General features: G+C 75.1%; 15 protein-coding genes and 2 tRNA genes. 6 read left to right on the forward strand and 11 right to left on the reverse strand.

Features of this window, described 5'->3' with window-relative positions; genetic code table 11:
- Nucleotides 1-26: 26 nt before the first annotated feature.
- Nucleotides 27-797 (reverse strand): type I methionyl aminopeptidase, encoded by a 771-nt coding sequence (map, locus tag KUM42_RS05990; protein ID WP_237495822.1) that lies wholly within the window; start codon nucleotides 795-797, stop codon nucleotides 27-29.
- A gap of 52 nt (nucleotides 798-849) precedes the next feature.
- Here map and KUM42_RS05995 point away from each other — a divergent pair, with 52 nt between their 5' ends.
- Nucleotides 850-1,119, forward strand: a complete 270-nt coding sequence (locus KUM42_RS05995) for a helix-turn-helix domain-containing protein (RefSeq protein WP_237495824.1) — start codon at nucleotides 850-852, stop codon at nucleotides 1,117-1,119.
- A 24-nt stretch (nucleotides 1,120-1,143) separates the two neighbouring features.
- Nucleotides 1,144-2,043 (forward strand): glycosyltransferase family 2 protein, encoded by a 900-nt coding sequence (locus KUM42_RS06000; protein WP_237495826.1) that lies wholly within the window; start codon nucleotides 1,144-1,146, stop codon nucleotides 2,041-2,043.
- Here KUM42_RS06000 and KUM42_RS06005 read toward each other — a convergent pair.
- From KUM42_RS06005 to KUM42_RS06025, 5 genes are all read right to left on the reverse strand, one after another.
- Entirely contained in the window at nucleotides 2,021-2,890 is an 870-nt protein-coding gene (locus KUM42_RS06005) for a polysaccharide pyruvyl transferase family protein (RefSeq protein WP_237495828.1), read from the reverse strand. The genes KUM42_RS06000 and KUM42_RS06005 overlap by 23 nt on opposite strands.
- A gap of 33 nt (nucleotides 2,891-2,923) precedes the next feature.
- On the reverse strand, nucleotides 2,924-3,205 hold the full coding sequence (locus KUM42_RS06010) for a GNAT family N-acetyltransferase (RefSeq protein ID WP_237495830.1): 282 nt from the start codon (nucleotides 3,203-3,205) through the stop codon (nucleotides 2,924-2,926).
- A gap of 49 nt (nucleotides 3,206-3,254) precedes the next feature.
- Entirely contained in the window at nucleotides 3,255-4,415 is a 1,161-nt protein-coding gene (gene galK / locus KUM42_RS06015) for a galactokinase (RefSeq protein ID WP_237495832.1), read from the reverse strand.
- The gene (gene galT, locus KUM42_RS06020; protein ID WP_237495834.1) at nucleotides 4,412-5,569 is read right to left on the reverse strand and encodes a galactose-1-phosphate uridylyltransferase; all 1,158 of its coding nucleotides are present in this window, start codon (nucleotides 5,567-5,569) and stop codon (nucleotides 4,412-4,414) included. The genes galK and galT overlap by 4 nt, the downstream gene beginning before the upstream one ends.
- A gap of 114 nt (nucleotides 5,570-5,683) precedes the next feature.
- Nucleotides 5,684-5,760 (reverse strand) — tRNA-Met (locus tag KUM42_RS06025).
- Between the two features lie 126 nt (nucleotides 5,761-5,886).
- On the opposite strand from KUM42_RS06025, the gene KUM42_RS06030 reads away from it, so the two are divergent.
- Nucleotides 5,887-6,489, forward strand: coding sequence for a hypothetical protein (locus tag KUM42_RS06030; protein WP_237495836.1), 603 nt, complete (start codon nucleotides 5,887-5,889; stop codon nucleotides 6,487-6,489).
- On the opposite strand, the gene KUM42_RS06035 is transcribed toward KUM42_RS06030, so the two are convergent.
- The 4 genes from KUM42_RS06035 to KUM42_RS06050 form a co-directional block, all read right to left on the reverse strand.
- Entirely contained in the window at nucleotides 6,486-7,037 is a 552-nt protein-coding gene (locus KUM42_RS06035; protein ID WP_237495838.1) for a GNAT family N-acetyltransferase, read from the reverse strand. The genes KUM42_RS06030 and KUM42_RS06035 overlap by 4 nt on opposite strands.
- Before the next feature lie 94 nt (nucleotides 7,038-7,131).
- A tRNA-Met gene (locus KUM42_RS06040) sits at nucleotides 7,132-7,208 on the reverse strand.
- 88 nt (nucleotides 7,209-7,296) lie between these two features.
- Nucleotides 7,297-10,326: a UPF0182 family protein gene (locus KUM42_RS06045; RefSeq protein ID WP_237496645.1), complete on the reverse strand. Its 3,030-nt coding sequence runs from the start codon at nucleotides 10,324-10,326 to the stop codon at nucleotides 7,297-7,299.
- A 191-nt stretch (nucleotides 10,327-10,517) separates the two neighbouring features.
- Nucleotides 10,518-11,540, reverse strand: a complete 1,023-nt coding sequence (locus tag KUM42_RS06050) for a PDZ domain-containing protein (RefSeq protein WP_237495840.1) — start codon at nucleotides 11,538-11,540, stop codon at nucleotides 10,518-10,520.
- Nucleotides 11,541-11,746: 206 nt separating this feature from the next.
- On the opposite strand from KUM42_RS06050, the gene KUM42_RS06055 reads away from it, so the two are divergent.
- The gene (locus KUM42_RS06055; RefSeq protein ID WP_237495842.1) at nucleotides 11,747-13,174 is read left to right on the forward strand and encodes a zinc-dependent metalloprotease; all 1,428 of its coding nucleotides are present in this window, start codon (nucleotides 11,747-11,749) and stop codon (nucleotides 13,172-13,174) included.
- A 61-nt stretch (nucleotides 13,175-13,235) separates the two neighbouring features.
- On the opposite strand, the gene KUM42_RS06060 is transcribed toward KUM42_RS06055, so the two are convergent.
- On the reverse strand, nucleotides 13,236-13,766 hold the full coding sequence (locus tag KUM42_RS06060; RefSeq protein ID WP_237495844.1) for a M48 family metallopeptidase: 531 nt from the start codon (nucleotides 13,764-13,766) through the stop codon (nucleotides 13,236-13,238).
- Nucleotides 13,767-14,243: 477 nt separating this feature from the next.
- Between KUM42_RS06060 and KUM42_RS06065 the strand changes: the two genes are divergently transcribed.
- Together KUM42_RS06065 and KUM42_RS06070 are read left to right on the forward strand one after the other, a co-directional pair.
- Complete coding sequence (locus KUM42_RS06065; RefSeq protein ID WP_237495846.1) at nucleotides 14,244-15,314, forward strand: ThiF family adenylyltransferase; 1,071 nt, start codon at nucleotides 14,244-14,246, stop codon at nucleotides 15,312-15,314.
- Nucleotides 15,315-15,416: 102 nt separating this feature from the next.
- A complete protein-coding gene (locus KUM42_RS06070; RefSeq protein ID WP_237495848.1) occupies nucleotides 15,417-16,703 on the forward strand; it encodes an AarF/ABC1/UbiB kinase family protein in 1,287 nt (428 codons plus the stop codon).
- The last annotated feature ends 21 nt before the right edge of the window (nucleotides 16,704-16,724 follow it).

A 16,724-nucleotide genomic window follows, 5' to 3' on the forward strand; every position in this document is an offset into this window, starting at 1 on the left:
GCCGTCAGTGCACGACGGCGGGCACGTCAGGGCAGGAGCGTGAGGATGCGGGGGCCGTCGTCGGTGACGGCGACGGTGTGCTCGACGTGGGCGGCGCGGCTGCCGTCGGCACTGCGCAGCGTCCAGCCGTCGGCGTCCACGCGGTAGTCGTCGGACCCGCCGGCCAGGAACCACGGCTCGATGGCGATGACCAGCCCGGCGCGCAGCTTCAGGCCCCGCCCGGCGCGACCCTCGTTGGGCACGCTCGGCGCCTCGTGCATGCTGCGGCCGATCCCGTGGCCGCCCTGGTCGGTGTTGATCCCGCAGCCACCGGCCCGGCCCACCTCGCCGATGGCCGCCGACACGTCGCCGAGCCGGCCACCGACGACGGCCGCCGCGATCCCGGCCTCCAGTGCCCGGGTCGTGGTGTCGACCAGCCGCACGTCCTCCTCCCGCGGCGTCCCCACCGAGAAGGTGACGGCGCCGTCGCCGACCCAGCCGTCGAGGGTCGCGCCCGCGTCGACGCTGAGCAGGTCGCCGTCCTCGAGCTCCTGGGAGGTCGGGACGCCGTGCAGCGCCACGTCGTTGACCGACAGGCAGACCACCCCCGGGAACGGCGGGGTGCTGCGCAGCGGGGCGTAGCCCAGGAACGGCGAGGTGGCCCCGGCGTCGGCCAGCACCTGCCGCGCGGCCTGGTCCAGCTGGGTCAGCCGGACGCCGGGGGCGGCGAGGGCCCGCACCGCTGTGTGCATCTGGGCGACCACGGCGCCGGCGGCCCGCATGGCCTCGATCTCGCCGGGGGTGCGCAGTTCGATCACGTCGTCGTCCTCCTGGTTCCGGTATTGGTATCCCGGTATTACTATCACGGCCATGGTGCGACCGCCGTTGAGCCCGGAAGAGCGCGAGCGCGGCCGTCGGCTGGGCGCCCTGCTGCGCGAGGCGCGCGGCGCCCGCACCCCGGGCGAGGTGGCCCTCGCCTCCGGGGTGAGCCTGGAGGCGCTGCGCAAGATCGAGTCCGGCCGGGTCCCGACGCCGGCGTTCTTCACCGTCGCCGCCCTCGCCCGGGCGGTCGACCTGCCGCTCGACCGGCTCGCCGTCGCCCTCGATGACACCGGGACGGGCACCGCCCTCTCCGCCTGAGCGCCCGCCGGGTAGAACTCCCTGGTGCCCAGCGAGCCCGCCGTCACCGTCGTCATCGCGACCCGCGACCGGCGGGAGTCGCTGCTGCGTTCCCTCGCCCGGCTGGACGACGGCGTGCACCCGGTGGTCGTGGTCGACAACGCCTCCGCCGACGGCAGCGCGGCCGCCGTCCGGGAGCGGCACCCGCGGGTCGACCTCCTGGAGCTGCCCGCCAACGCCGGGGCGGTCGCCCGCAACGACGGCGTCCGGCGCGCGACCACCCGGTACGTGGCGTTCGCCGACGACGACTCCTGGTGGGAGCCGGGCTCGCTGGAGGCCGCCGCCGCGCTGCTGGACGCCCACCCCCGGGTCGCCGTCGTGGTCGGCCGGGTGCGGATGGCCTCGGACGGCAGCGAGGACGCCGTGACGCGCAAGCACCGGCTGGCGCTGCTGGGCCGCTCCCCCGCCGGGCCCGACGTGCTCAGCTTCCCGGCGTTCGCCGCCGTGGTCCGCCGTGACGCCCACCTCGGCGCCGGCGGCTTCTCCCGGCTGCTGTTCTTCGGCGGCGAGGAGCACCTGCTCGCCCTCGACCTGGCCGCCGCCGGGTGGCAGCTGGTGTTCAGCGAGGACGTCGTCGCCTGGCACGACCCGGCGGGCCCGGACCGCCCGAGCGCGGCCCGGTGGTCGCTGCAGACCCGCAACGACGTCCTCGTCGATTGGCTGCGTCGTCCGCTCCCGGTGGCGCTGGCCGCCACCGCGCGGCTGGCCCGCCGGGCGCGCACCGAGCCGGCCGCCCGGACGGCGCTGGCCGGGGTGCTGCGCAACCTCCCGGCCGCGCTGCGTCAGCGACGGCCGGTGCCCGCCGAGGTGGAGCACCGGTTCGCCACCGCCCAGCGGCCGGCCGCGGACGTGCTGCGCGAGCTCAGCCCTGCAGCTGGCGGCTGAGCCACTCCCGGGCCTGGGCGTTGGCGGCCGCACCGCGCTGCTGGGCGCCGGCGATCGCGTCGGTGAGCGTGCCCGACAGCGCGTGCTCGAGGGCGGCGTCCAGGGTGTGGGCGTCGACCTGGTCACCCGGCACCACCAGCGGCCAGCCCAGTGCACCGGCCTGCGCGGTGACCTTGGCCCCGCCGACGATCGCGTCGCAGGCGATGACCGGCTTGCCGTGCGCCAGACCGAGCACCAGCGCGTGCAGCCGCATGCTCACCACCGCGTCGGCCCGGCGGATGAGCGCCTCGACCTGCAGCGGGAAGCGCTCGTGGGGCTTCTCGAAGGAGTCCATGGTCAGCTCGAACCACGGGATCGCCCGGGCACCGAGCCAGCCCTCGATCGCCGCGCGCACCTCGACGGCGCGGCTGCGGTCGCCGTACTCCTCCTGCGGCGGGGCGAACGCGACCGCCAGCACCGGCACGTCGGGCGTCGTGGTGGCCATCGCCAGGTCCGGGCGGGCCACGCCCGGGGCGTCGCGCTCCCACACCTGGTGGAACAGCGCTCGGCCGGCGTCGGAGACGACCGAGACGTTCACCGCCCAGCGGGTGGCACCGGCGAAGGCATCGGTCAGCTCGCGCAGCAGCGGGGTGTCCGAGATCGGGCCGCTGACGAACACCAGGTGGGTGAAGTCGGCCGGGTCGAGCTCGCGCCAGTTCGGGCCGCGCATCAGGAACGGCGCCCACGCGACCGTGTGGTCGACGTCCAGCTCACGCAGCCAGCCCGACACCACCTCGGCGCCCAGGTCGTCGCCGACGGTGGCGATCACCTCGTCGAAGCTGAACCAACCGGTGACCAGGACGCGCATGGCCTCAGCTTCGCAGGCGCACCACCGGGCCGGTCAGGAAGGGTCGGCCACCAGGTCGCGGTACTCGGGGTGCCGCTCGATCCAGCCGCGCACGAAGGAGCACTGCGGGACGACGGAGCCGCCCTGGCTGCGGACGTCGTCCAGCGCTGCCCGCACCAGGGTGCTGCCCAGCCCGGAACCCTCGCTCTCGACCTCGGTGTGGGTGAAGACCACCTGCGGGCCGTTGCGGAGGTAGGCGGCGATGCCGAGCAGGCGGTCGCCGTCCCGGATCTCGTAGCGGCTGTCCTGCGGGGCGTCGGAGACCGTCGGTGTCATGCCCCTGCCGAACGGCCCTCCCGGGCGGGGTGTTCCCGCCCGGGAGGCCTCAGGACAGCCGGCGGGCGGCCGGGCCGGAGGTGACGGTGAGCGTGCCGGGCTCGGTCAGGCCGCGCTCCCGGCAGGCGGCGGCGACGGCCTCGCCGACCGCGGCCTCGTCGGCCGGGCGGATCAGCGCGATCGCCGAGCCGCCGAACCCGCCGCCGACCATCCGGGCGCCCAGCGCACCGGCCGACCGGGCCGCCTCGACCACGACGTCCAGCTCGACGGCGGACACCTCGTAGTCGTCGCGCAGCGAGGCGTGCGAGGCGTCCAGCAGCGGGCCGATCTCGTCCACCCGGCCGGCGCGCACCAGCTCCACGACGCGGTCGACGCGCTGGTTCTCGCTGACCACGTGCCGGGCCCGGGCCTGCAGCCGCGGGTCGGTCAGCTTCTCGACGTCGTCGGCGGTGGCGTCGGAGAGCCACTCCAGGCCCAGCTGGCGGGCGGCCTCGTCGCAGTCGGCGCGGCGCTTGGCGTACTGGCCGTCGGCGAGGGTGTGCTTGACCCGGGTGTCGATGACCATCAGCTCCAGCCCGGCCTCGGCCAGGCCCAGCTGCACCGGCTCGGTGCGGAAGTCGCGGGTGTGGATGAGCAGGGCAGAGCCCTCCTCGGCCAGCAGCGCGACCGTCTGGTCCATGCCGCCGGTGCCGGCGCCCACGACCTCGTTCTCGGCACGGATCGCCGCCTGCACCAGCACGTGCCGCAGCTCGACGGAGTCACCGCGACCGGCCAGCTCCGCGGCGGCGACGGCCACCGCGGCCTCCAGCGACGCCGAGCTGGACAGCCCGGCGCCCAGGGGGACGTCGCTGCTCACCGACAGGTCCATGCCGGGGACGTCGATGCCCGCCTGCTGCAGCGCCCACAGCGTGCCCGCGGCGTAACCGGCCCAGCCCGTCGCCGAGCCCGGGCCCAGGTCGCCCAGCCGGCCCTCGAACGGCGCGGCGTCGGGATCGGTGCTGGACAGCCGCACCACGTCGTCGTCCCGGCGGCGCACGGCGGCGGCGGTGATCCGGGTCAGCGCGAACGGCAGGCAGCGCCCGCCGCTGTAGTCGACGTGCTCACCGATCAGGTTGACACGGCCGGGGGCGGTCCAGACGCCGTCCGGCTCGACCCCCCAGGTCGCGCGCAGCTCGGCAGAGGCCAGGTCGGCCTGCTCCTGGGCGGTCATGACGCCACCTCCCGCAGCCGGTCGGCGATCCGCTCCGGCGTCGTGTCGTTGATCCATGCGCCCATGCCGGACTCCGAGCCGGCCAGGTACTTCAGCTTGCCCGGGGCCCGCAGCAGCGAGAACAGCTGCAGGTGCAGCCGGCCCAGCGCGCGGTCCTCGCCGGTCGGCGCCTGGTGCCAGCCGGAGATGTAGGGCACCCGGTCCACGCCGGGGTGGAAGCGGGACACCCGGCGCAGCAGCTCCTGGTAGACCACCGCGAGCTCGGCCTTCTCCGCGTCGTGCAGCGCGGCCAGGTCGGGGACGTCGCGGTGCGGGGCCAGGTGGACCTCGACGGGCCAGCGGGCCGCGCGGGGCACGTAGGCGGTGAAGTGCTCGCCGGTGAGCACGACCCGGGTGCCCTCGGCCTGCTCGGCGGCCAGCACGTCGGCCAGCAGGCTGCCGCCGGTGGTGTCGCGGTGCCGGCGGGCCTGCTCGATCAGCTGCGCCGAGCGCGGCGGCACGGTCGGGTAGGCGTAGACCTGCCCGTGCGGGTGGGTCAGCGTCACCCCGATCTCCTGGCCGCTGTTCTCGAACACGAACACCTCGGCCACCTGCGGGTCCGCCGAGTGGGCGGCGGTGCGCTGCGCCCACGCCTCGACGATCGTGCGCATCCGGGCCGGCGGCAGGTCGACGACGGCGGCCTCGTGGTCGCTGGAGAACACCACGACGTCGCAGTGCCCGTTCGCCGGGCGGTCGGCCGGGCCGAAGGGCGGCGGCGGGGCGTCCGCGGCCGGGCCGACGGTCAGCGGGGCGAAGCTGGGGAACCGGTTGGCGAAGACGGCGACGTCGTAGCTGCTGTCGGGGACCTCGGTGGGTCGCGCCGGGTCCGTCGTCGGGTCCAGGGGGCAGTCGGCCGCGCTGGGCAGGAAGGTGCGGTTCATCCGGTGCCCGGCGATGGTCACCCACTCACCGGTCAGGACGTCGAAGCGGATCTCACCGGCGTGCGGCGGCTCCGGCAGCGGGCGCACGTCGGCCACCTCGTGCACGGGGCCGGTGCTGGTCAGGTCGTCGAAGTAGAGGACCGGACGGCCGTCGGCCAGCACACGCTCGGTCACCTGCCCCGGCCACTGGTCCGCTCCGTCGGCGGGGTCTCCCACCGTGGGTCCGGCGTCCATGCGTGTCGTCCTCCTGTCGAGCCGTGTTCCCCCGAACGGGCTGAGTCTGCACGGGTGCGCACGGCAGACAGACGGAGGGCCCGGTCACCGTGTTCGGTGACCGGGCCCTCCGGTTGGTAGCGGGGACAGGATTTGAACCTGTGACCTCTGGGTTATGAGCCCAGCGAGCTACCGAGCTGCTCCACCCCGCGTCGCAGAGACGACAGTACCCCACGCCCCCGACGGTGCGCCCGTGGGTCCTCCCGGCCGTCACCCGACCGGGCGCTCCCCCACCCCGAAGGGGGTCGCCGCGTTCCGCGACCGCCCTGGAGCGACCGATGATCGTCGACGGTGGCCGGGACCCCGGTCGCCGTCGGGTCGAGGAGAGGCTGGTCGTGACCGAGGAGCGCACGCGCAGGGCCGGTGCGGGTGGCGGTCGCGGCGTCCGGCGCACCCTCGTCCGCACCGGGGTCGCCGGCCTGGTCACCGCGACGGCCGTCGTGGCCGCTCCCGGCACGGCCCTCGCGGCGGGCACCATCGCGCCGCTGCTGGACTGCTGGTCGGTCAGCGGCACGACCACCACGCTGGTCCTCGGGTACTCGAACACCAAGAGCAAGGCCGCCACCTACGACGTGGGCGGCAGCAGCAACCACTGGACGCCGGCGCGGTACGACGGGCCGCAGCCCGACACCTTCGAGGTCGGCACCTTCCACGGCGTCTTCCGGGTGGTCATGGCCTCGGCCGACGTCCCCACCGCGACCTGGACGTTGGGCAGCACCACGCTGGACGTCGGCGACGCGAAGGCCGCCACCGCCGGCTGCCCGACCGGCACCCCGCTGCCCGCGAGCGGCAACGGCACGGGCGCCGCGGTGGCCCTGCTGGCCGCCGGCGGCATCGGTGCCCTGTTGGTGCGCCGGGCGCGACGCCGGGTGACCGCCTAGTCCCGTGCGGGAGGCGTCCACGCGCCGGGCTCGACCGGGTCGGCCGGGGGCTCGCGCAGCGGGAGCTGCCACCAGCCGACGTCGTGCCAGCGCCCGGCCTTGAACCCCGCGGCGCGGTAGACGCCCACCGGGGTGAAGCCCAGCGCGGTGTGCAGTCCGACGCTCGCCGCGTTGGGCAGGGCGATCCCGGCGAAGGCGGTCACGTGGCCCAGCGGCCGCAGCTCGGCGAACAGCCGCTCGTACAGCGCGCGGCCGGTGCCCGCACCCCGCTCGCCGGCGGCCAGGTACACCGAGCAGCTCACCGACCAGCGGTAGGCCGCCCGGGCGTGGTGCGCAGCCGCGTAGGCGTACCCGACCACGGCGCCGTCCCGCTCGGCGGCCACCCACGGCAGCCGGGGTGCGGCGAGCATCCGGACGGCCATCTCGGCCGCGTCCGGGGGCACGGACTCGAAGGAGGCGACCGAGTCGGTGACGTACGGCCGGTAGACCGCGGCGATCCCGGCGGCGTCCGCGACGTCGGCGGCCCGGACCAGGGCGGGGCTGCGCACGGCCCGCAGCGTAGCCAGCGCGCGGCCCGGCAGGGACGACGTCCCGCACATGACGGAGGCCCGGTCACCAGGACGGTGACCGGGCCTCCGGCGTTGGTAGCGGGGGCAGGATTTGAACCTGCGACCTCTGGGTTATGAGCCCAGCGAGCTACCGAGCTGCTCCACCCCGCGTCGCTGGTACGACCATACCCCACCCCGGGGAGGTCGCCGCACGGGGGCCGGTCCCCGGGGTCGTCTCACCCCGGGGACCGCCCTCGGCTCAGCCGGTCGGCGTGGGCGAGGCGGACGGCGCTGCCGACGACCCCGACGCCGGTGCCGACGACGGGGCCGCGGACGACGGGGCTGCCGACGACGAGGCCGCCGTCTGCCCGTTGGCCGCCTGGTACGCCTGGACCGCCTCCTGCAGGTCCGCCTGCGCCTGACCGATCCGGGCGAAGTCCCCGGCCCGGGTCGCGTCGCCGAGCTCGGTGATCGCGTCGTTGAGCCGGTTCACCGCCTGGTCGCGGGCTGCCTCGTCGACCGGCCCGGCACTCGGCGCCGGGGTGGCGCCGTCGGTCGGGGTGGTCGGCGACGGGCTGGGGGTCGTGGGCGTCCCGCCGTCGGCGGCCACCTCACCCACCCCCTGACCGAAGACCTGGTCCAGCGCCTCGGCCAGGGTGTCGGCGTACCCGATCCGGTCGGCGTAGTTGACCAGCACCTTCTGCAGCAGCGGGAAGGAGTTCTCCCCCGTGCCCTGCACGTACAGCGGTTCGACGTACAGCAGGCCGGCGTCCCCGATGGGCAGGGTCAGCAGGTTGCCGTAGACCGCCCGGGAGCTCTCGCTGTTGAACAGCGTGATGTCCGGCCGGACGAGGTTGTTGGACAGGAACGAGTTCTGCACCTGGCGCGGCCCCCGGTAGGGGGTGTTACCCGGCAGCCGCAGCACCTGGATCTGCCCGTACGTGCCCGGGTCGGAGGAGGCGGAGACGAAGGCCGAGAGGTTGTCCCGCTCGAACGCGTTCAGCGCGCTGGTGAGCTGGAAGCTCGCCCGCTGGTCACCGGGCCGCTGGGCCAGGATGTAGTACGGCGGCTGGTCGTCGGTCGTCGTGCCCTGCTGCTGCTGCTGCGTCGGGTCCGGCGAGACCTGCCACCGGTCGTTCTGGTTGTAGAACGCGATCGGGTCCGACACGTGGTAGCGGGTCAGCACGTCCCGCTGCAGCTTGAACAGGTCCTCGGGGTAGCGGACGTGGCTGACCAGGTCCTCGCTCATCTCGCTGCGCGGCTTCACCGTGCCCGGGAAGGCCTTCATGTAGGTCTGCAGCACCGGGTCCTCGTCGTCCCAGGCGTACAGGTTCACCGAGCCGTCGTAGGCGTCGACCGTGGCCTTGACCGAGTTGCGGATGTAGTTGAACTGCTGGTCGGGCAGCGCGGTCGTGCCGGTGCCGGTCAGCGCGTCCGCAGCCCCCTCACCCAGCGACATCTGCTCGGCGTAGGGGTAGGCGTCCGACGTCGTGTAGCCGTCGAGCAGCCAGACGATCTTGCCGTCCACGACCGCCGGGTAGGGGTCGCCGTCCACGGTGAGGAACGGGGCGGCCTTCTCCACGCGGTCGCGGGGGTCGCGCACGTAGAGCACCTTCGACTGGTCGTTGACCGCGCCGGAGAGCAGGAAGTTCCGCTCCCGGTAGTAGATGGCGTAGGTCAGCCGGCGGAAGAAGCTGCCGATCGCCACGCCACCGGCGCCGTCGTAGGTGGAGTTGATCTGGCCCTCGCCGGACCCGCCCTCGGGCTGGTCGAACTCCCGCGGCGTGGGGCCACCGACGACGGAGTAGACGTCGACGCCGTCGTTGTTCAGCAGCTCGCCGTAGTAGACCTGCGATCGGTCGACCTCGATGTTGCCGCGGGTGGGCAGGTCGCCGGTGGTGAAGTTGGGCTCGCCCGCCTGCTGGCCGGCGGCGACCTGGTTGGCGGGTGCGGCGACGAAGCCGTTGCCGTGGGTGTAGACGGTGTGCCGGTTGATCCAGCTGCCCTGGTTGCCGCTGAGGTCGGAGCTGTTGAGCTCGCGGACGGCCACCACGTAGTCCTGGGTGACGCCGTCGATGGTGTAGCGGTCGATGTCCAGCTTGTCCGGGAAGCCGTAGACGTTGCGGATCTGCTGACGAGCGGTGAACGTCGCGGCCAGGACGTTGGGGTCCAGCAGCCGGGCGTTGGGGATCGTCTCGGTGTCGTCGCGCAGCGCGGCCACCGCCGCGTCGGCGTCGGCGGTCGAGGTCTGGTCCTGGGCGTAGTTGACGTAGTCGACGTCGTTGAGCTTGTAGGCGTCCAGCGTCGACTGGATCGCCCGCGAGGTGAACTCCGCCTCCCGCTGGTCGGCCGAGGGCCGGACGACGAACTGCTGCACGATCGCCGGGTAGGCCACCCCGATCAGCAGGCTGGCCACCAGCAGCAGGCCGAGCGCGGCGGCGGGCAGCACGGTGTTGCGCACCACGATGTTGACGAAGAAGGCGATGGCGCAGATCGCGGCCACCACGACCAGGATGTTCTTGGCCGGCAGCAGCGCGTTGACGTCGGTGTACGAGGCGCCGGTGTAGGTACCGCCGCGGTTGGAGTAGACGAGGCTGTAGCGGTCCAGCCAGTAGGCGATCGCCTTGAGCGCCACGAACAGGCCCAGCAGCACCGACAGCTGCACGCGTGCGGCGCCGGTGAGCTTCTGGCCCGGGGTCTGCAGGCGCAGGCCACCGAAGACGTACTGGGTGAGCACCGCGCCGATCAGCGCGAGCAGCACGATCGTGAACCCGAAGCCGAGCGCGAGCCGGTAGAAGGGCAGGTCGAAGACGAAGAAGCCGACGTCCTTGCCGAACTGCGGGTCGGGGGTGCCGAAGGGGGTGCCGTTGCGCCAGGCCAGCCAGGTCTGCCAGCTGCCCTGCGCGGCCGCACCGGCGAGCAGGCCCAGCACGACGCCGAGGGCGGTCAGCACGACCTTGCGGCGGGGCTCGAGGGACTGGCGGTAGCGCTCGAGGTTCTGCTGCTCCAGCGACATCGGCCGGAAGGTGGGGCGGAACCGGTAGGCGAGGTGGACCGAGAGGGCCACCAGCCCGCCGGTGGCCACGCCCGCGAGCGCGAACAGCAGCGCCCGGGTCTGCAGCTCGGTCCAGAAGACCTCGGTGAAGCGGGTCTCGTCGAACCAGAGGTAGTCGACGTAGACGTTGGTGAGCGTGCCGATCACGGTGAAGAGCACCAGCAGGACGGCGACGACGCCGATGGCCAGCTTGGCGCGCCGGGACAACGCCGGCACCGGCACGGGGGGCCGCATGGCCACGGTCGGACTCCTGTCTCAGGGGTGGGCGCGGGCACGGGGCCCGGCCGCGGAACTCGGACACAGGCGCCCGCAGCCCGCCGTCGGCGAGGAGGGTGCGAGCCCGGGGGTCCGCTCCCTCAACTGCTGTCGGCGGCGGCGGGTTCCCGGCCGTGGCACAAGCACACCACGGTTCCCTGACCGGGTGGTCAGCAGCCTGCGGGCGTCCGACCCGCGCGGAGGTCACCCAGCGCGGTCAGGGCGTCGTCCAGCGTGGCGACCTTGGCCATCGGCAGGCCCGGCTGCGCGTTGGCCAGCGCCTCGGCGCAGTTGGCCGCCGGCACCATGAACAGCACCGCGCCGATGTCCCGGGCGGCGACGAGCTTCAGCGGGATGCCGCCGATCGGCCCGACCGCACCGGCGGCGTCGATCGTGCCGGTGCCGGCGATGACCGCGCCCTGCGTGAGGTCGGTGTCGCCCACCATGTCGATGATGCCGAGGGTGAGCATCAGCCCGGCCGAGGGCCCGCCCACGTCGTCCACCTGGATCGAGACGTCGAACGGCGCGTAGGGGGTCTCCAGCACCTGGATGCCCAGTGCCGAGCCGTCGCCCTCCTGCGCCGCGCCGGTGGTCACCGTGGCGGTGCCCGGTGCGCCGAGGCGGGTGTAGTCGACCCGCACCGCGCTGGCCGGCGGGATGCCCTGGAGGACGCCGAGCAGCGCGTCCTGGGTGGGTGTCGGCGTGCCGTCCACCGCGACGACCGCGTCGCCGTCCTGCAGCTGCCCGGTCGACGGCGAGCCGTCCGGCACGCCCTGGACGACGACCTCGACGGGGTAACCGAGCTCGCTCAGCGCGGCGGCGCGGGCGGACTGCTCGGAGGTGAGGAAGGCCTGCCGGTTCTCCGCCTGCGTGTCCTGCACCGACTTGCCGGTGGGGTAGACCTGCTCGCGCGGGACGACGGTCACCTCGCTGTCGAACCAGCCCTGCACCGCCCGCACCAGGTTCAGCGAGCCCTGCGGGATGCCGACGGTGGTCAGGTTCAGGTTGCCCGAGGTGTCGTTGGGCTCGCGGCCGGTCACGGTGATGATCGGGGTGCCGTTGATGTCGCCGAGGGTGTTGTAGGTGGGCCCGGGCACCTGCGCCACGTAGGGGACGGGCAGCACGGCACCGAGCACCCCGAACAGCAGCAGCAGGACGGTGCCGGTGACCAGCACGGTGCTGCGACGACTCACGGTTCCTCCTCGCGGCCAGCGGCCGACGTCGGCTGGTCGCCCGGCGCCGCGGTCCGGGGCCGCGGCGGGCGCACCCGTCGAGGCGCGAGCGTAGGTGACCGAGCTGTCGGTCCGGGCCCGGCGGGTTCGCCGAGGGCAGAACGGTGCCGGGCCCAGGAGCCGGTCGGGGCCGGTCCGGCCGGTACCGGCGCGGTTACGGTGGTGCCATGAGCGACGTGCCCTTCGGCTTCGGACTCCCCGACCGCGACCCCGAGCGCCGGGACTCCTCCGACGGGCCCGGCGGCACCGGGTCCGGCGGCACGGGACCCGGTGCGAACGACCCGTTCGGCCTGGGTGCCCTGTTCGGCGGCATGGGCGGCGCCGGCTTCGGCGTCCCCGGTGGCGGCGACCCGGCGGAGCTGCTGGGCAAGATGCCGCTGTTCGCCGAGCTGCAGAAGCTCATGAACTACTCCGGCGGCCCGGTGAACTGGGACCTCGCCCGCCAGGGCGCGATCAGCCAGCTGGCCCCGGGCCACCAGCCCACCTCGGCCGCCGAGCGCGCCGCGGTGTCGGAGTCGCTCCGGCTGGCCGACCTGTGGCTGGACCAGGCCACCGAGCTGCCCTCGGGCATCGACCGCGGGCTGGCCTGGTCGCGGGTGGAGTGGGTCGAGCAGACCCTGCCCGCGTGGAGCGCCCTCATCGACCCGCTGGCCGAGCGGGTCGTCGCCGCGATGACCAGCGCGCTGCCGGCCGAGGCCGCCCAGATCGCCGGTCCCCTCGCCGGGATCATGGGCCAGATGGGCGGCGTCATGTTCGGTGCCCAGGTCGGCCAGGCGCTCGCCAAGCTCGCCGACGAGGTCACCACCAGCACCGAGGTCGGGCTGCCGCTGGGCCCCAAGGGCGCCGGCGTGCTGGTCCCGCAGAACGTGGCTGCCTTCGGCGCCGGCCTGGACCGCCCCGAGGACGAGGTGCGGCTGTTCCTCGCCCTGCGCGAGGCCGCCCACCAGCGCCTCTTCGCCCACGTGCCGTGGCTGCGCCAGCAGCTCACCGACGCCGTGCACGCCTACGCTCGCGGCATCCACGTCGACCCCGAGGCGATCCAGCGCGGGCTCGACGAGGCGATGAGCGGCATGGAGGGCGGGCTGGACCCGCAGGACCCGGAGAGCATCCAGCGGCTGCTGGGCAGCGGGGTGCTCGAGCCGGAGGAGACCCCCGAGCAGGCGATGGCGCTGCGCCGGCTGGAGACCCTGCTGGCCCTGGTCGAGGGCTGGGTCGACAGCGTCGTGGCGGCCGCGGCCGGCGAGCGCCTCCCCGGGCACTCGGCGCTGGCCGAGACGATGCGCCGGCGCCGGGCCTCGGGTGGCCCGGCCGAGCAGACCTTCGCCACGCTGGTGGGGCTGCACCTGCGGCCGCGCCGGCTGCGGGACGCCAGCACGGTGTGGGGCGCGATGGCCGCGCAGTACGGGCCGGCCGAGCGGGACCGGCTCTGGTCGCACCCGGACCTGCTGCCCACCTCCGACGACCTGGACGAGCCGCTGGACTTCGTCGCCCGCCAGGGCGCGGCCGACCCGTTCGCCGAGCTGACCGAGGGCACCGACCCCCGCGACGACCGCACCGACGGCGACGCGCCCCAGGACCCGACGCCCGGGACCTGATCCCGCAGCGGCCTCTCGCCGAGGGACACCCGACGGCCCCGCCCACCGGCGGGGCCGTCCGTCACGCGACGGAGCCGGGCTCCAGCTCGTCGTCGTCGGGCCGGGGTCCGGCGGTGCCGTGCTCGACGCCCTCGAGGAAGCCCAGCGCCCGGTCCACCTGCGGGTAGGCCCGGACCAGGGACCAGAAGTGCGCGTCGTGGCTGGCCTCGAGCAGGTGGGCGAGCTCGTGCACGAGCACGTAGTCGACGACGAACTCGGGCATGCCGCGGAGCCGGCTGGACAGCCGGATGGACCGGTCGGCGGGGGTGCAGGACCCCCAGCGGCGGTTCTGGTTGTCGACCCAGCGGATGCTCGCCGGCACCGCGCGGCCACCCAGGAAGGCGTCGGACAGCTCCAGCGCCCGCGTCATGAGGTCCTCGTCGGAGGCGAGGTTGCGCCGCTTGCGGTCCTCGCGGGTCTGCAGCTTGGCGACCATCTGGTCCACCCAGCGCCGCTCCTCGGCAGCGCTGAAGGCGGCCGGGATGAGCACGACGGTGCGCCCGTTCTCGCGGTAGGCGGTGACGGTGCGCCGGCGGCGTGCGCTGCGGCGCACCTCGACCTCCGTCTCCAGGCGCGGGGCCGTTCGCACGGCGGGGACGGCGGCCGTCGACGCAGCCGGCGGGCGGCGGTCAGGTCGGGGTTCCACGAACGCACCGTAACCGTCCCCGCTCCCCGCCTCCCGTCGAGGACACCCGGACGTGGACGAGTGCACACGGACAGTGGACAGCGCCTCCCCCGACGTCCCCCGAACGGCGGAACGCACCCCTCGCCGTCCACAGGGCCGCGCCGCGTCCGTGCTGGTCGGAGGGCCGTCCGGCGCCCGCGGCCGGGTGGGTCCCCTGCCGGTGCACAACGTCACCCCATCGGGTCCCCACCGTGTCCACAGCTGTGTCCACAGGCTGTGGGCAGTGTGCGTCCACCGCGCCCCGCGGGACCGTACGGCGGCCGGGGCCCGACCGTGCGGCGACGCGCCGGGACACCTGTGGACGACGGCTGCGCGCCTACCTCCCCCACTGGCACGCTGCCGGCGATGACCGAGAGCCCGCACCCCCTGCTCCCCGCCGCGACCCCGGTGCTCCGGCTGGACGACGACCTGCTGCAGGTCGGCGGCGTGGACGGCCGGGCGGGCCTGCGCCTGCACCCCGCCGGCGCCGACGTGGTCACGCTGCTGCGGGGGCTGGACGGCCGACGGAGCGAGCGCACCGTGCGCAGCGAGTCGGTCGCCGCCGGCCTGCCGGCAGAGGTGGTCGACGACCTGCTCGCCGGGCTGCGGGGCGCCGGGCTGCTGCACGACCTGGCCGCCGCCGACCTGCTGGCGACCGACCCGGGCCCGGCAGCTGCCGCCCGCGCCGGTCTCGAGCAGCCGGCCGCCGTCCCCCGGGCGGGCACCGCCGGTCGCTGGCACGGCCGCCGGCAGAGCGCCGTCGTGGTCGACGGCGCGACCCGGGTGGGGACGCCGCTGGCCGCGGTGCTCGCCGCCAGCGGGGTGGGCCGGGTGCACGTGCGCGACCGCGGGGCCACCCGGGCCGGGGACGCCGTCGTCGGCGGGGCGACCGCGGGCGACGAGGGGCGGCCCCGGGCGCTGGCGGCCGCCGACGCCGTCCGACGGGCCAGCCCGCTCACCGACCTGCGGCCGCTGCCGCCGGGACGGGCACCGGACCTGGTCGTCCTCTGCCGGCCGTGGGCAGCGGCCGACCCGCTGTCGGCGGCGCTGCAGCGCGCGGGCACGCCGCACCTGGTCGCCACCGTCCGCGAGGGCACCGGCGTCGTCGGCCCCCTCGTGCTGCCCGGCACGACGAGCAGCTGCCTGCGCTGCGCCGACGCCCGGCGCCGCGACGACGACCCGGCCTGGCCGCGGCTGGCCGCCCAGCTCGCCGCCGACCCCGACGCGCCCACCGGCGCCACCGTCACCTGCCTGCTCACGGCTCTGACGGCCGCGGTGCAGGTGCTGGCGCTGCTGGACGGCGACGACGAACCGGGCACCGTCGGCGCGACGCTGGAGCTGCGCCCACCGGACCTGCTCCCCCGCGTGCGCCGCTGGCCGCCGCACCCGGACTGCGTCTGCGGCGCCGCAGCCCGGCTCGCCGCAGCCGGCGGCTGAGGCCCACCGGGACGGGCGCGGACCTCGGCCGGGGCGCGGTCGACCGGGAGAGGGGACACTGTGGGAGTGAGTGACACGGGGCGCGACATCCCACGAGGGGCGGTGTCCCGAACGGCCAAGCTGGCCGCACTGCCGCTCGGGGCCGCCGGCCGGGCCACACTGGGCATCGGCAAGCGACTGTCGGGCCGGCCGGCCGACGAGGTGAACGCCGAGCTGCAGGAGAAGGCCGCCGAGCAGCTGTTCGCCGTCCTGGGCCAGCTCAAGGGCGGGGCCATGAAGCTGGGCCAGCAGCTGTCGATCTTCGAGGCCGCCGTGCCCGAGGAGATGGCCGGGCCCTACCGCCAGGCGCTGGTCAAGCTGCAGGAGGCCGCCCCGCCGATGCCGGTGCGCACCGTGCACGCCGTGCTGGGCCAGCAACTGGGCTCCCGCTGGCGCGAGCGGTTCCGCGACTTCGACGACACCCCTGCGGCCGCGGCCAGCATCGGGCAGGTCCACCGCGCCACGTGGCGGGACGGCCGGGACGTCGCGGTGAAGATCCAGTACCCCGGCGCCGGTCCCGCGCTCATGGCCGACCTCAACCAGCTGGCCCGCTTCGCCCGTCTCTTCGCCGCGATGTTCCCCGGCATGGAGGTCAAGCCGCTCATCGCCGAGCTGAAGGCGCGCGCCGAGGAGGAGCTGGACTACGGCCTGGAGGCCGACGCGCAGCGCGCCTTCGCCGCCGCGTACGCCGACGACGAGCAGATCGTCGTGCCGCGGATCGTGGCCAGCGCGCCGAAGGTGATCGTCTCCGAGTGGCTCGAGGGCACGCCGCTGTCGCGGATCACCGCCGAGGGCACCCGGGAGCAGCGTGACCGCGCCGGCCTGCTGATGGCCGTGCTGCACTTCTCCGGCCCGAGGCGGGCCGGGCTGCTGCACGCCGACCCGCACCCGGGCAACTTCCGGCTGATGCCCGACGGCCGGCTCGGGGTCATCGACTTCGGCGCCACCGCCCGGCTGCCCGACGGGCTGCCCGAGCCGATCGGCCGGCTGGTGCGCTGGGCCCTCGACGGCCGGGCCGACGACGTGCTGACCGACCTGCGGGCCGAGGGCTTCGTGCGCCAGGACGTCGAGGTCGACGCCCAGGGCGTGCTCGACTTCATCCTGCCGTTCCTGGCACCGCTGTCCACGCCGTCCTTCCAGTTCACCCGGGCGTGGATGCAGGAGCAGGCGATGCGGATCGGCGACCCGCGCAGCGACGCGAGCCGGCTGGGCCGCCAGCTGAACCTGCCGCCCGCGTACCTGCTGATCCACCGGGTCACGATCGGGTCGATCGGCGTGCTCTGCCAGCTCGACGCCGAGGCGCCCTACCGGGGTGTCTGCGAGGAGTGGCTGCCCGGCTTCGCCGGCTGACGCGCCGTCGCTGCGGGGCGG

Source organism: Modestobacter sp. L9-4 (genome assembly GCF_019112525.1).
Taxonomy (GTDB): Bacteria; Actinomycetota; Actinomycetes; order Mycobacteriales; family Geodermatophilaceae; genus Modestobacter.